At 58.6% G+C, this 13,324-nt stretch carries 11 protein-coding genes; 4 read left to right on the forward strand and 7 right to left on the reverse strand.

Going from position 1 to position 13,324, the window contains the following annotated elements; translation table 11 throughout:
• Window positions 1–4: 4 nt before the first annotated feature.
• On the forward strand, window positions 5–1,366 hold the full coding sequence (mgtE, locus tag ACN0XM_RS07410; protein WP_417566289.1) for a magnesium transporter: 1,362 nt from the start codon (window positions 5–7) through the stop codon (window positions 1,364–1,366).
• Between the two features lie 26 nt (window positions 1,367–1,392).
• Window positions 1,393–1,926 (forward strand): ribosome biogenesis factor YjgA, encoded by a 534-nt coding sequence (gene yjgA, locus ACN0XM_RS07415; RefSeq protein ID WP_417566290.1) that lies wholly within the window; start codon window positions 1,393–1,395, stop codon window positions 1,924–1,926.
• A 56-nt stretch (window positions 1,927–1,982) separates the two neighbouring features.
• Here the strand turns inward: yjgA and ACN0XM_RS07420 are convergent, their stop codons facing one another.
• Genes ACN0XM_RS07420 through ACN0XM_RS07450 form a run of 7 tightly spaced genes read right to left on the reverse strand, consistent with a single transcriptional unit; the run spans window position 1,983 to window position 11,185 of the window.
• Window positions 1,983–2,828, reverse strand: a complete 846-nt coding sequence (locus ACN0XM_RS07420) for a carbon-nitrogen hydrolase family protein (protein WP_417566291.1) — start codon at window positions 2,826–2,828, stop codon at window positions 1,983–1,985.
• 32 nt (window positions 2,829–2,860) lie between these two features.
• Window positions 2,861–6,616 carry a YhdP family protein gene (locus tag ACN0XM_RS07425; protein ID WP_417566292.1) on the reverse strand — a complete coding sequence of 1,252 codons (3,756 nt, stop codon included), beginning with the start codon at window positions 6,614–6,616 and terminating at the stop codon, window positions 2,861–2,863.
• Between the two features lie 40 nt (window positions 6,617–6,656).
• On the reverse strand, window positions 6,657–8,138 hold the full coding sequence (rng, locus tag ACN0XM_RS07430; protein ID WP_417566293.1) for a ribonuclease G: 1,482 nt from the start codon (window positions 8,136–8,138) through the stop codon (window positions 6,657–6,659).
• Window positions 8,135–8,740 (reverse strand): Maf family protein, encoded by a 606-nt coding sequence (locus ACN0XM_RS07435; protein WP_417566294.1) that lies wholly within the window; start codon window positions 8,738–8,740, stop codon window positions 8,135–8,137. Before ACN0XM_RS07435 ends, rng begins: the two co-directional genes overlap by 4 nt.
• A gap of 2 nt (window positions 8,741–8,742) precedes the next feature.
• Window positions 8,743–9,219: a rod shape-determining protein MreD gene (mreD, locus tag ACN0XM_RS07440; RefSeq protein ID WP_417566295.1), complete on the reverse strand. Its 477-nt coding sequence runs from the start codon at window positions 9,217–9,219 to the stop codon at window positions 8,743–8,745.
• The gene (mreC, locus tag ACN0XM_RS07445) at window positions 9,219–10,142 is read right to left on the reverse strand and encodes a rod shape-determining protein MreC (protein WP_417566598.1); all 924 of its coding nucleotides are present in this window, start codon (window positions 10,140–10,142) and stop codon (window positions 9,219–9,221) included. Before mreC ends, mreD begins: the two co-directional genes overlap by 1 nt.
• A 2-nt stretch (window positions 10,143–10,144) precedes the next feature.
• Window positions 10,145–11,185 (reverse strand): rod shape-determining protein, encoded by a 1,041-nt coding sequence (locus ACN0XM_RS07450; protein ID WP_048497043.1) that lies wholly within the window; start codon window positions 11,183–11,185, stop codon window positions 10,145–10,147.
• 374 nt (window positions 11,186–11,559) lie between these two features.
• Between ACN0XM_RS07450 and gatC the strand changes: the two genes are divergently transcribed.
• Together gatC and gatA are read left to right on the forward strand one after the other, a co-directional pair.
• Window positions 11,560–11,847, forward strand: a complete 288-nt coding sequence (gene gatC, locus ACN0XM_RS07455) for an Asp-tRNA(Asn)/Glu-tRNA(Gln) amidotransferase subunit GatC (RefSeq protein ID WP_417566296.1) — start codon at window positions 11,560–11,562, stop codon at window positions 11,845–11,847.
• Between the two features lie 10 nt (window positions 11,848–11,857).
• Window positions 11,858–13,315: an Asp-tRNA(Asn)/Glu-tRNA(Gln) amidotransferase subunit GatA gene (gene gatA, locus ACN0XM_RS07460; protein ID WP_417566297.1), complete on the forward strand. Its 1,458-nt coding sequence runs from the start codon at window positions 11,858–11,860 to the stop codon at window positions 13,313–13,315.
• Window positions 13,316–13,324: the final 9 nt, after the last annotated feature.

The following is a 13,324-nucleotide window of genomic DNA, read 5'->3' on the forward strand; positions in this document are numbered from 1 at the left end:
CCCCATGACCGACATTCTCGAAAAAAGCCAGGCCCGCCAGCGCCTTCGTTCCCTGGGCGAAGCCCTGGACAGCGGCGCACTGAAGCAGGTTGCACGCATCCTGAACGGGGGTCTGAGCCCCAGTGATATTGCTCACCTGCTGGAATCGTCTCCGCCCCGGCAGCGGGCCCTGTTGTGGAACCTGGTCGACAAGCAACTGGAAGGGGAAGTCCTCCAGTACCTGAGCGATGATATTCGCGGTTATTTCCTGAGCCAGCTGAACGCCCAGGAACTGGCGGACATTATCGAGGATTTCGAGTCGGACGATCTGGCCGACTTGCTGCAGCAGCTGCCGGATACGGTGATCCAGGAAGTTCTGGACACCATGGACGAACAGGATCGCCAGCGTGTCGAGGAAGTGCTCTCGTACCCGGAGGACACCGCCGGCGGCCTGATGAACACGGACACCATCACGGTGCGCCCGGACATCAGCATCGACGTTGTTCTACGTTACCTTCGCCGGCACCGCACGTTGCCGCCAATGACCGACAGCCTGATTGTGGTCAGCCGGCGCGATGAGTTCATCGGCATGCTGCCGATTACCAAAATGCTGGTGTCCAATCCCGCCGCAACCGTGCGGGAAGTCATGGACACGGACATTGAGCCGATCCCCGTCAGCCTCTCCGACACCAAGGTGGCGACACTGTTCGAGCGCTACGACCTGATCTCCGCGCCGGTGGTAAACGAGGACGGCCGTTTGCTGGGCCGGATCACGATCGATGACGTGGTTGACGTTATCCGGGAAGATGCGGACCACTCGCTGATGAGCATGGCCGGTCTGGATGAAGACGAAGATACCTTTGCTCCGGTCTGGAAAACCACGCGCCGCCGGGCGGTATGGCTCGGCATCAACCTGCTTACCGCACTTGCCGCATCCGCGGTGATCGGTATGTTCGAGGCAACCATTGCCAAAGTGGTGGCGCTTGCGGTGCTGATGCCGATTGTGGCCAGTATGGGCGGTATTGCCGGCAGCCAGACTCTGACCCTGGTGATCCGGGGCATGGCAGTCGGTCAGATCAGTGGCGCCAATGTTGGCTGGCTTCTGAACCGCGAATTTCTCTCCGGGATACTGAACGGCCTGCTCTGGGCGGCCGTGGTGGCAGGTGCGGCCATGGTCTGGTTCCAGGAGGTTCTGATCGGTTTGATCATTGCCGCCGCACTGGTGATCAATCTGGTTGCGGCGGCACTGGTGGGCACGGTGCTGCCGCTGTTTCTGAAATCACGCAATATCGATCCGGCTCTGGCAGGCAGTGTGATACTGACAACCGTAACGGATGTGATTGGCTTTATGGCCTTTCTTGGCCTGGCGACCATTTTTTACGCATAATCCGACAAATCGAACCGGGCACAATTATGAAAGATCATCAAGACGACAACGACGCGCCGGAATACGACGGCCCGAGCAAATCCCAGGTCAAGCGGGACATGCATGCGCTGCAGGCCCTGGGCAAGCGAATGCTGGACCTGAGCAATGATCAGCTGGAAACCCTGCCGATCAGCGAGACCCTCAGGGCTGCCATCGAGGAATCCCGGCGCATCCGCCAGAATGAGGCCAAGCGCCGGCATTTGCAGTACATCGGCAAAATCATTCGCCAGGAGGATGACCCCGAGGCCCTGGAAAAGGCCATCGACGCCTTTGATGCTGGCAGCGAGGAACACACTCGCCGGCACCACCTCGCGGAACGCTGGCGCGACCGGATGATTGCCGAGGGTGATTCAGTGGTAGGGGAATTCTTCAGCTACTGCCCTGGGGCAGACATGCAACACCTGCGCAACCTCGCCCGAAATGCCCGAAAGGACGTCGAAAAGCAGAAAAACACGGGCCAGGCCCGGAAACTGTTCCGCTATCTTCGCGAATGCATAGATGACGCGGAAGCCACGGGATAAGTCGTGAACACGGGGTTGAAATCGGGGTCAGATGAACTTTTCATCTGACCAGGTTGTCAGCCTTTAAGTCGACGATGCTCCCAGACCGGCATCCGGGTTCGGAGATTGGACAACTGATCAGTATCCAGTTCCGCGACGACGACACCCGGACCCTCGCCAATTTCTGTCACCACACGGCCCCAGGGATCGCAGATCAGGCTATGACCATAGGTCCGCCGCCGCTCACTGTTCTGGCCACCTTGCCCGGGCGCCACCACCCATATCTGGTTTTCAATGGCCCGTGCCCGGATCAATGGGTGCCAGTGGGCATCTCCGGTTTGCCAGGTGAAGGCACTCGGCAGGCACACCCAGTCGGCCTCCTGCTCTCTCAGTGCCCTGAACAGCTCCGGGAAGCGCAGGTCATAGCAGATGGCCATACCCAGCTTCCCAGCTGGCGTATCCACGGTGACCACTTGCTCCCCCGGCTCAAAGGTGTCGGATTCCCGGTACTGACCATGGGCATCGTCAACCATGGCATCGAACAGGTGGATCTTGTCGTAACGGGCAACCTCCGTTCCCTGGTCGTCAAACACCAGGCAGGTTGCGCGGACCCGGGTTTGAATGTCTAAGCCATCCGGGCGCTGTGCCAGCGGCATCGAGCCGCCAACGATCCAGATCCCGAGTTTCCGGGCCTGTTGCGCCAGAAAGGCCCGTATTACAGGTTCGTCCCCCGCTTCCCTGCGGCCACAGTCAACCATCTGGCCGGTTGCCAGGACTGCAAAATTTTCTGGCAGTACCGCAACCCCGACCCCCTGTCCTGCAGCCTCGGCCAGCAATCGCGCCGCTTCGGACAGATTGGCCTGCATATCATGACTGCTAACCATCTGAATGGCTGCAACACGACTGGAAACACGCTCGATCATGACTGCCTCCCCCGCTTATTCACCGGTGTTTGTTATCCACCAGTATCAAATACCCGTTGCAGATCAACTTCCGGTTCGTCCCATGTGCCCGTGACACTGTAGGTTGCGCTGGTCAGCTTGCTCAGAGGGTCGCCCAGAATCTTGTCCAGTACAAACAACGCGCCGCCAATGGGCGCACCGGCCCCCATCAGCAGCGCCGCCAGCGGCAGATTCTGGGTCAGTGGCAACACAACCACTAATCGCATATCCAACTCCTCACTGGCCATATTAGTGATTCCACTGAGCTTGAAGGCACCGGAAGGGCCCACCACCTGAAGTTCCGGATTCATTGTCAGCAGGCCATTGATGATCTGAGCCTTGCCCGAAATTGCATCGAATGCCACGCCCCGCTCGTACAGGTCGGAGAAATCGAGCTTGAGTCGTCGCCACAGCGTGTCGGCGTTCAGCAAGTTGAAGACCCGGAATAGCTGCGCAGTGTTGCTACGCTCAAGAATCACACCCTCATCCAGCCTCAGGCTGACCGAGCCATTAAGCTCCGCTATCGAGAATTCATCCGGACGGCCCGGCCAGTCCAGGTCCAGTTCAATGTTGGTCGCCTTGTTGGTCACTGGCATATCGGCGCCAAACAGTTCGTTCAGGTCTGCCAGAGAACCACCGTTAATGGATCCCCAGAACCGGCTGGTCTCCCGCTCACCAACGATGCTCCAGGTCATGTTGCCCAACAATGTCAGGGAGTTGAGCCGTCCCTGAATGTCATTGACGTTCAGCCGGTAGGGTTCGGGGCGGACCCGAAAAGCCCAGCCACCCAAAGAGTCAGCGTCCAGCCGGAGATCACTGATGGTTACGTTAATGTCTGGCCAGTTGCCCATATCCAGAGCCCGGAACGCTTCGAGCTGTTCTTTCAGGGTGAGCAGATCCGGGGACTCCTTCGCAGCTTCTTCGCCACGCATGAGCTGAAGAAACTCAAAATCCACCATCACCGTATCTAGCTGGTCAGGGATCACCACTCGCCCCTTCGCACGCTCCGAGTTCGTTGTGACCACCCAACGGTCGCCGAGATCCAGAGCATTGATGTCAATATTGGTCAGGACCTGGCTCCCGAGATAAAGATGGGCCAGGTGAAGGTCAACTCCGGTCTCCTTCCACAACAGATCGAACGCCAGCCGGTTTTCCCATTCGCCGGAGATCCCGAGGCCCCCGGACGCAGAGGGATTAATGACCGCCCTCAGGGGCGCCGCTTCGCCAGCGGGCTTTGACAACGGCTCCGGCCAGTCAACGGCCAGGCCTTCGAGGCTGGAGCGCACTCGGATGCCGGAGGTCGAATCCGCCCCCACATCCAGTTCGGCGGTGTAGGACACTCTCCCCTGGAGACCAAAATCGGAATTCGTTGAGAGCCCCGCGCGGGCAAAAACACCCGGCACCGGGAGTTCTCCGGACTGGCGAATACTAAGAGCTTCACCTGACGGAGCCCGACTGAACCCTATGGTGACAGGCTCACCGAAGAACTTCGCCGCCAGTGAACTGCCGGAAAACCCATCTTCGCTGTGGTAAGTCAGCTCGCCTTGTATTGCCTCCCAGGCCAGACTCGCGGCGGGGTAAGCAACGGAACCGCCATCAGTCGCAATGTCGGCCTCAACCACCGGGGCTTGCCCCGAGCCAAGTGGCAGATCAATTCCCAGGGCGACCTGATATTGTCCCCCATACTGTAGTTTCCGGGCTTCCACCCCCGCCAATTCCCCCAGAGGACTGTTGTCCATCCAGTAGCCGATTGACTCGCCCGGTACCCTCGCCGATACATCCACTCTTACCCCGACACCCTCTTCACCGGGTATAACTCTGATAGTGCCCGGATTCAGACTCAGGCCCCCGGTCTCACCGGCTTCGAGCCTGACCAGCGTGTTGCCGTTGTGAACCTCTACCCGGCCCCGGGCAGAGCGAACCTCCGGCCAGTTTTCGTCATAGCGAACGGTGGCCTGATCGAACTGGTAGACCATGGAGGAGACGAAGGAGCCCTTGGGGGCATCGGAGCCTATCTCGCCATGCCCGTAGTATGTTCCGGAGGTGATATCCGCTTCGAGGATGGCCGTGGTCAGCCAGTGGTGCAATTCGGGACTGACAACTTTGGCCGGAACAAAATCGGCCAGCATCCCAGCGGTGCCGTTTTCCAACGACACCCGGAGCCCCAGGTTGTCCTCGCCCTCGCGGTTGAGCTTCAGGTCAAACGCACCCTCAAGTTCCGTGCTCTTGCCGTAGACCATCCGGACACCATCGGAGAATACACGGGTGATGGGGCCATCCAACTCCCAGGCGACCTGGCCTTGAACCACCGGGAATGTCCAGGCACTGCCATACAGTAGGGGAAATTCGAGGCTCACGGGAGTCTCCCCGGCCGCTACCTGCACATAGCCGCCACTTCTATCCAGAAAGACCAAACCGTTAATGGATGTCACCCCGGGTGCTCCGCCATAGGCCCGGACACTCGAATCCCGAAGCCGGCCCGAAAGCTCGAATTTCTCTGGCGACTGGTCAGGCAGGTACACTTCAAGCTGGTCAAGGAATCCGCCAGGGCGATAATTGCGCAGTGCTCTCAACGCCCGTTCCGGCAGGATTGGAAGCCTCGCGGCCAGGCGGCGGGTGGGCGCAAGGGGCAGCGCATCGGCAATCACGGACATACCGCCTTCCGAAGGCGCCAGACGCAGACTGAACGGGGAAACCACGTCACCATCCCAGGTCCACTGGAGCTGCTTCAGGTGCCATTCTCCGAGGGCAAGCGAATCGGGATCTTCCGGGCTTTCCTCGGTCATGACGTCCTCATGACGCCGCCAGCCAAACCGGGCCTGTATATCCTCCAGTGGCGCCAGAGACTCCTGCCCGACGCCAAGCTGAAGGTAGGGCGTCCGAACGGTTCCTGTCACCTGTTGCAACGAGCCATCACGGAACGTCAGCCAGGCCTCACCGCCAAGGTCAAACCCTTCCACCCGAAGGGTCCGCCACTGGTATTCGTCGATCAACCCGTCAAACAGCCGACCGGAGTCCACATCGAGATACAGCTGGCCGGTGAAATCGCCCCGAAAGAAGTGCTCTCCCACCAGGGCAAAGCTGGCCAGTTGCTGGGTCGTACCCGATTGCATGGCCCGACCGGAGGCATGGAACAATCCGCGGCGATAGTCCAGATCCAGCTGGGGAATGTCCAGATGGCGAAGGTTGCCCTGATTGTCCCGGATACCAAGATCTACGCGGGTAATCTTCACATAGGGATCAGACAGCCAGTTACCTGCAAGCTCCAGCCACTCACGCAGCTGGTTGCTGACCGGCTCCGGAATGTCCGCACCCCGCACCGCCACATCGCCGCTCTGCTCCTGGTTAACGGTAAGCTCCAGTCCGTCGGCTTCAAAGTCTTCAAAGACAATTCGCAATCGCATCAGAGATGCGAGGGCATCAAACCGGATATTGAGATACTGCAGGTTTGCCACAACAACACCCGTCTCGGCATTACTGATCCGGATATCACGGGCGGAAAAGGAAGGATCCAGCCAGTACCAGTGAGAGGAGAGACTGCCGATACTGACGTCGTGCCCCAACCGGTCGGAGAGGTCACGAGCCAGGTCATCGCGAAAGCTGTCGACATTCTGGGTCAGCTGGCGCCCCAGGCCGGCGTATAGGGCGAATAGCACGAGCACGACCAGCAGGAACCACCAGATCAGGCTGGCAAGACGTGCTGCCAACCGAACCGGAGGGCTCTCTGGCAGATTCTCCGGAAGCGGCGGCTCGTAATCGATGGAGGACATTCGGGCCCCCTACTCCCCTGGCCTGCAGGTTGCCCCGGGGTCAGAGCAGAACGACATCGTACTGCTCCTGGCTGTAAAATGGCTCTACCTGGAAGCGAATGGTTTTGCTGATAAACGTCTCCAGATCGGCCACGTTGTCTGATTCTTCATCCAACAGGCGGTCGACCACACTCTGTGACGCCATGACCAGGTAGCTCTCGGCATCGTAGGCACGATTGACCCGGAGAATCTCCCGGAACACTTCATAACACACGGTCTCGCTCGTTTTCAGAAATCCCCGGCCGTCACAGATCGGACAGGGCTCGCAAAGCACCTGGCCAAGGCTCTCTGTGGTGCGCTTGCGGGTCATCTCCACCAACCCCAGTTCCGACACGCCGGTAATCTTGGTTTTGGCATGATCCCGCTCCAGCATTTTCTCCAGCATGCGGTGAACCTGACGCTGGTGCTCGGGATCTTCCATGTCAATAAAATCGATAATGATGATGCCACCGAGATTTCGCAGGCGCAGCTGGCGGCTGATGGCCCGGGCGGCCTCAAGGTTGGTTTTGAAGATGGTTTCTTCCAGGTTCCTGTGGCCCACAAACGCACCGGTATTAATATCGATGGTGGTCATGGCCTCGGTCTGATCGATGATCACGTAACCGCCGGACTTGAGCTGAACCTTCCGGCTCAGGGCTTTCTGAATCTCGTCTTCTACCGAGTAGAGATCGAACAGGGGTCGTTCTCCCGGGTAGTATTCGACTTTATCAGCAAATTCCGACACAAACTCATCAACAAATTGCATTACCCGCTGATAGCTCTCGCGGCTGTCGATACGAACCTTCTCGGTCTGGGGCCGGATCAGGTCCCGGATGGTACGAATAAACAGGGGCAGATCCTGATAGACCACCGCCGGTGCCTGAACCCGGGAAATCCGTTCGTGGATGGACTGACTCAACCGGTGCAGATAGGTCATGTCACCGATCAGATCTTCCGGTGAAGCCGCCTCGGCAGCAGTCCGGATGATGTAGCCACCCTGGACGTCCGGGTCCTCTGCAGAGGCCTCCTCGACCAGCGTTTTCAGGCGGACCCGCTCGTTATCGTCCTCGATCCGCTGGGAAATACCCACATGGCTGACCCCAGGCATGAATACCAGGTACCGGGAGGGTATAGAAAGCTGGGTTGTCAGCCTCGCGCCTTTGGTCCCAATGGGGTCTTTGGTGACCTGAACGACAAGGGACTGACCCTCCCGAAGTAGGCTGCGAATGTCCGGAACAGTTTTAGGGGTATTGGCCGGATCATCGCCATTGGACTGGCTCGGAACCACATCGGAGGCATGAATAAACGCCGCCCGCTCCAGACCAATATCGACGAACGCGGCTTCCATACCCGGCAGGACTCGCACTACCTTGCCCTTATAGATGTTCCCGACTATCCCTTTCCTGCTGGTGCGCTCAATATAGGCTTCCTGCAGCATGCCGTTCTCAACCAGGGCCACGCGGGTTTCCACGGGTGTGACGTTGATCAGGATTTCTTCACTCATAATGTTTGGCTCTCCAGACTGCGCGGCCAGTGTTTCCAGACCGGGTAACCGGCATCTGCCAGCAATGCTGCTGTTTCCTGCAGCGGCAAACCAACCACGGCACTGTAGCTACCCCGAAGTTCATTAACAAAAATACCACCAAGCCCCTGAATCCCATAACTTCCGGCCTTGTCCATTGGTTCACCGCTGGCAACGTAGGCCTCGATTTCCTCAGCAGACAAGGCCCTGAACCCGACTTCCGTTACCACGAGCCGGGAATGGCACACGCCATGACAAGCCAGTGCCACAGCGGTCATCACCTGATGGGTGGCACCGGAGAGCTGGGCCAGAGTCGCTCTGGCCTCCTCGGCGCAAGAGGGTTTACCCAGAATAACGCCATCAAGGACCACCGAGGTATCGGATCCAAGTACCAGGCATTCCGGAGACGATTCTGCCACCGCCAGCGCCTTCCCCCTGGCCAGCCGCTCCACGTAGTGTTCCGGCGTTTCGCCAACTTGGGGCGTTTCATCGACATCCGCCGGACGAACAGAAAAACTCAGGCCAATTTGCTGCAACAGCTCTGCACGTCGCGGCGAGGCCGAGGCAAGAATGAGTGACGACATGGCTAACCCAGTTTGCGGTTAATGTTGTCCAGCAGAATGGAGAATACCGGCCATACCAGAGCACTGGTCAGCGCCGGCCAGAGATAGCTGAATCCAGCATCCTCGGCACCGAGCAGCTGCTTCAGGAAATGCACCAGCATCTGGTTGATCCCGAGCAACAGGAACACCATCAGGCACTGCTGGGGCATCGGATACATTCGGAGGCGCTGGTGGATGGTAAGCACCAGGAAGGCGATCAACGCCATGGCCATGGCGTTGACACCCAGGGGGGTAGCTTCCAGGACGTCCAGCAGCAGCCCCAGGCACCAGGCCAGCAGAATACCGAACTGGGCCGGCGCCCGGAACGTCCAGTAGAAAACGAGCAGCCCCAGCCATTCGGGACGGAACTCAAACCAGCCAACGGGGAACAGGGAAATACTGAAAGCCAGGGCGAAAATAACGGACAGTACAAAAACCGGATAGCTGATTACCGATAGCATCAGCCCTGCCCTCCCTGCATGGTGCCTGCCTCAACGTCAGCGGCGGACTCGCCTTCCATGGGCTCACCTTCGGTCAATGACGCCCCCTCCGGTGGAAACACCACCAGCACCAACCGGCTCTGGTTCAGCTGCGCTTTCGGCGTTGCCTCTATGGAGACAAATGGCTCACCCTGCTCCTTGCTGATGCGGCTCACCTCTGCCACCGGGTAGCCCCGAGGGAACCGGCCACCGAGACCGGAACTTACCAGAAGATCGCCCTCACGGATGTCGGCGGTGTCTGGCACGTGGACCAGATCAAGGGTATCGCTGTTGCCGGTGCCCAGCATGATAGCCCGCAATCCGTTGCGGACCACTTCCACGGGAACTGCATGGCTGCTGTCGGACACCAGCAGAACGCGAGAAGTTAACTGACTGCTCTGCACCACCTGCCCCATCAGCCCGTGGGCGTCCAGAATAGCCTGGCCTGGCACCACGCCATCGCGTCGACCTTTGTTGATAATGACCTCGTGGGAGAAAGGGTCCGGAGAGACAGCAACCACTTCACCAACAATGACTCGGTCATCCAGCACCTCAGAAGAGTTCATCAGGCGACGCAGTTCGTTGTTTTCGGAGGCAAGTGCCGCGTATTTCAGGGCACGGCGTTCAAGGATCAGCAAACGGGCCCGAAGATCCTCATTTTCCTGCTGAAGGTCTTTCTTGTTTTCAAACAGGCCCGCCACCCAGTCGGTGAATTCGTAGGGGGCGTTGCCGAGCCAGTACACCGGAGCCAGGCCTGTGGCAATGGTGCTGCGCACGGTTGAGAGCTTGTCGAAACGCGCATCGGCAACCACCAGGGCTGCCGATACGAGAAGAACGATGATGAGTCTGAAGCCGGGAACAGGCCCCTGGACGAAGATGGTTTTAATGGCGAGCCCTCCCCACAGGATTATCCCTCCTGGGAGAACATTCCGATGCCACCCCGATCAATCACTTCCAACGCCTTGCCGCCACCACGGGCAACACAGGTCAGCGGGTCTTCAGCGATGATCACCGGCAGACCGGTTTCTTCGCTGATCAGTTTGTCCAACCCGCGCAGCAGTGCGCCACCACCGGTCAATACAATACCGCGCTCGGCGATATCGGAAGCCAGTTCAGGCGGCGATTGTTCCAGCGCACTTTTCACGGTCTGGACGATCTGCGCCAGGGATTCCTGCAGCGCGTCGAGAATTTCTTCGCTGTTCAGGGTGAATGCCCGGGGCACCCCTTCTGCCAGGTTACGGCCGCGAACGTCGATTTCGCGGATGTCGAGGCCTTCGTAGGCACAACCGATTTCGTGCTTGATGCGTTCTGCTGTGGAGTCGCCAATGAGGCTGCCATAGTTGCGGCGCACGTAGGTGACAATGGCTTCGTCGAATTTGTCACCACCAACCCGGACGGACTCGGCATAGACAATGCCGTTCAGGGAGATGATGGCGATTTCGGTGGTGCCACCGCCGATGTCCACGATCATGGAGCCACTGGCTTCTTCCACTGGCAGACCTGCGCCGATGGCGGCTGCCATGGGCTCTTCGATCAGGAAAACTTCCCGGGCGCCGGCACCAAGTGCCGATTCGCGAATAGCTTTGCGTTCTACCTGAGTGGACTTGCTGGGCACACAGACGAGTACCCGGGGGCTCGGCGTAATGAAGCTGTTTTCGTGCACTTTATGGATAAAATGCTGAAGCATTTTCTCGGTGACGACGAAATCTGCTATCACACCGTCTTTCATGGGGCGGATGGCGGTGATATTGCCAGGCGTACGGCCCAGCATGCGCTTGGCTTCTGCGCCAACGGCCGCAACCATTTTCTGGGAGCCACTGGTGCGAATGGCCACAACGGATGGTTCGTTGAGAACGATTCCGCGCTCGCGCACATAGATAAGGGTGTTGGCGGTGCCCAGGTCGATGGACAGGTCGCTTGAAAATAAGCCTCGGAGTCTTTTTATCAACATTCGTGTAATTTCAACCTGAGAGTTGCAGTCGCGTAGAAAAGATGCGGCAACTTTAGCAGTGAGCACCCCTGCAGGCAAGGCGCGAACGGGCCCCGCGCCTTACGTTTCACACATTTACCTTGTGGGCTGGGGCCTCCCGCGATTGTTCGAATCTGTTACCATACGTACTTTCTTTTTCGGCCTCAGTGAAGGGCCGCTCGAGGATTCCTTTTCAAAACACGCTACGAGCACATCCATGTGCGCTTGTTTCGGGCCGTCCGTGGCCCTCAACAGTTTTGAAAAGGGGCCCCCGAACGCCCCGAAGCCCTGAGTAACCTTCTTTACATTACAACGCTTCATTAACGACATTTCATTTATCTTGGAGGCAATGCGTGACCATTTCCCGCAAGGACATTGAGAAAGTCGCTGTGCTCGCCCGCATTCGCGTGGATGACGAGCAGGTCTCGGCACTGGAGAAGGATCTTGGCAACATCCTGGATCTGGTGGATCAGCTGGGTGCAGCCGATACCGATTCGGTAGAGCCCATGGCTCATCCGCTGAATGCCGTCCAGCGCCTGCGTGCCGATGAGGTGACCGAGATCAATCAGCGGGAAGCCTTCCAGGCAATTGCACCGGCCACCGAGAACGGGCTGTATCTCGTGCCCCGCGTTATTGAGTGAAGGACGTATCATGCATAACAAATCCGTAGCAGAGCTTTCCCGGGAACTGGAGAGCAGCCAGATTTCCAGCGTGGAGCTGACCCAGCAGCTTCTTGACCGTATCAGGCAGGAAGACCGCAAGTACAACACCTTTATTACCGTGACCGAAGAACAGGCGCTGACTGATGCTCGGGCAGCAGATGCGCAGCGGGCGGCGGGGAATGCGACGCCCTGGACCGGGATTCCGTTTGCTCATAAAGATATTTTCTGTACCAACGGCGTTCGCACCACTTGTGGATCGAAGATGCTGGAGAATTTTGTTCCGCCCTACGATGCCACGGTGACGGCGAATTTCCGTCAGGCCGGGGCGGTGTGCCTTGGAAAGACCAACATGGATGAATTCGCCATGGGGTCGTCCACTGAGTCCAGCTATTTTGGTGCGACCACCAACCCCTGGGGTTTAGGCCAGGGTGAAAAGCGGGTGCCGGGTGGATCTTCCGGTGGTTCTGCAGCAGCAGTGGCAGCCCGGCTGGTGCCGGCAGCTACGGCAACGGACACCGGCGGCTCCATTCGCCAGCCGGCGGCTCTTTGTGGCGTTACCGGGCTAAAGCCAACGTATGGTCTGGTGTCTCGATACGGGATGATTGCCTTTGCCTCCAGTCTCGATCAGGGCGGCACTATGGCCCGCACCGCTGAAGACAACGCGCTGATGCTGAATGTGATGGCCGGGTTCGACCCAAAGGACTCCACCTCGCTGGATCGTGAAGTTCCTGATTACACCGCCACGCTGAACGAGTCGTTAAAAGGTCTGAAGATAGGTTTACCGAAGGAGTACTTCAGCGACCAGCTCAGCCCGGCCATGGAGCAGCAGGTTCGCAATGCAGTGAAGGAATACGAAAAGCTGGGTGCCACAGTGAAAGAGGTGTCCCTTCCCAACGCCAAGCTGGCGATAGCGGCCTATTATGTGATTGCGCCGGCGGAAGCCTCCGCCAACTTGTCCCGCTTTGACGGGGTGCGTTACGGCTACCGCTGCGAAGACCCGAAGGATCTGATGGATATGTACACCCGCACCCGGGCCGAAGGCTTTGGTGCGGAGGTGAAACGCCGGATTCTGGTGGGCACCTATGCGCTGTCCGCCGGTTATTATGATGCCTATTATCTGAAGGCCCAGAAGGTGCGCCGGCTGATCCAGCAGGATTTCATCAATGCCTTTAAGGAAGTGGACGTGCTGATGAGCCCGACCACACCCTCGCCTGCATTCATTCAGGGCGAGAAGACCAACGACCCGGTCACCATGTACCTCGAGGACGTGTTTACCATTGCTATTAACCTCGCGGGCATTCCGGCCATGTCGGTGCCGGCGGGCTTCGTGGATGGTCTTCCGGTAGGTCTGCAGATCATTGGGGATTATTTCTCTGAAGCCCGTTTACTGAACACCGCCCATCAATACCAGCAGGTGACCGACTGGCACCAGCGTGAACCGCAATAAGCCCGGACA

Origin of the sequence: Marinobacter sp., from assembly GCF_048269445.1 — a bacterium.
Taxonomy (GTDB): domain Bacteria; phylum Pseudomonadota; class Gammaproteobacteria; order Pseudomonadales; family Oleiphilaceae; genus Marinobacter.

Bases quoted from the DNA above. Each gene is read 5' to 3' on its own strand.
- mgtE (WP_417566289.1), top strand. From the start codon at position 5: ATGACCGACATTCTCGAAAAAAGCCAGGCCCGCCAGCGCCTTCGTTCC.
- yjgA (WP_417566290.1), top strand. From the start codon at position 1,393: ATGAAAGATCATCAAGACGACAACGACGCGCCGGAATACGACGGCCCG.
- ACN0XM_RS07420 (WP_417566291.1), bottom strand. From the start codon at position 2,828: ATGATCGAGCGTGTTTCCAGTCGTGTTGCAGCCATTCAGATGGTTAGC.
- ACN0XM_RS07425 (WP_417566292.1), bottom strand. From the start codon at position 6,616: ATGTCCTCCATCGATTACGAGCCGCCGCTTCCGGAGAATCTGCCAGAG.
- rng (WP_417566293.1), bottom strand. From the start codon at position 8,138: ATGAGTGAAGAAATCCTGATCAACGTCACACCCGTGGAAACCCGCGTG.
- ACN0XM_RS07435 (WP_417566294.1), bottom strand. From the start codon at position 8,740: ATGTCGTCACTCATTCTTGCCTCGGCCTCGCCGCGACGTGCAGAGCTG.
- mreD (WP_417566295.1), bottom strand. From the start codon at position 9,219: ATGCTATCGGTAATCAGCTATCCGGTTTTTGTACTGTCCGTTATTTTC.
- gatA (WP_417566297.1), top strand. From the start codon at position 11,858: ATGCATAACAAATCCGTAGCAGAGCTTTCCCGGGAACTGGAGAGCAGC.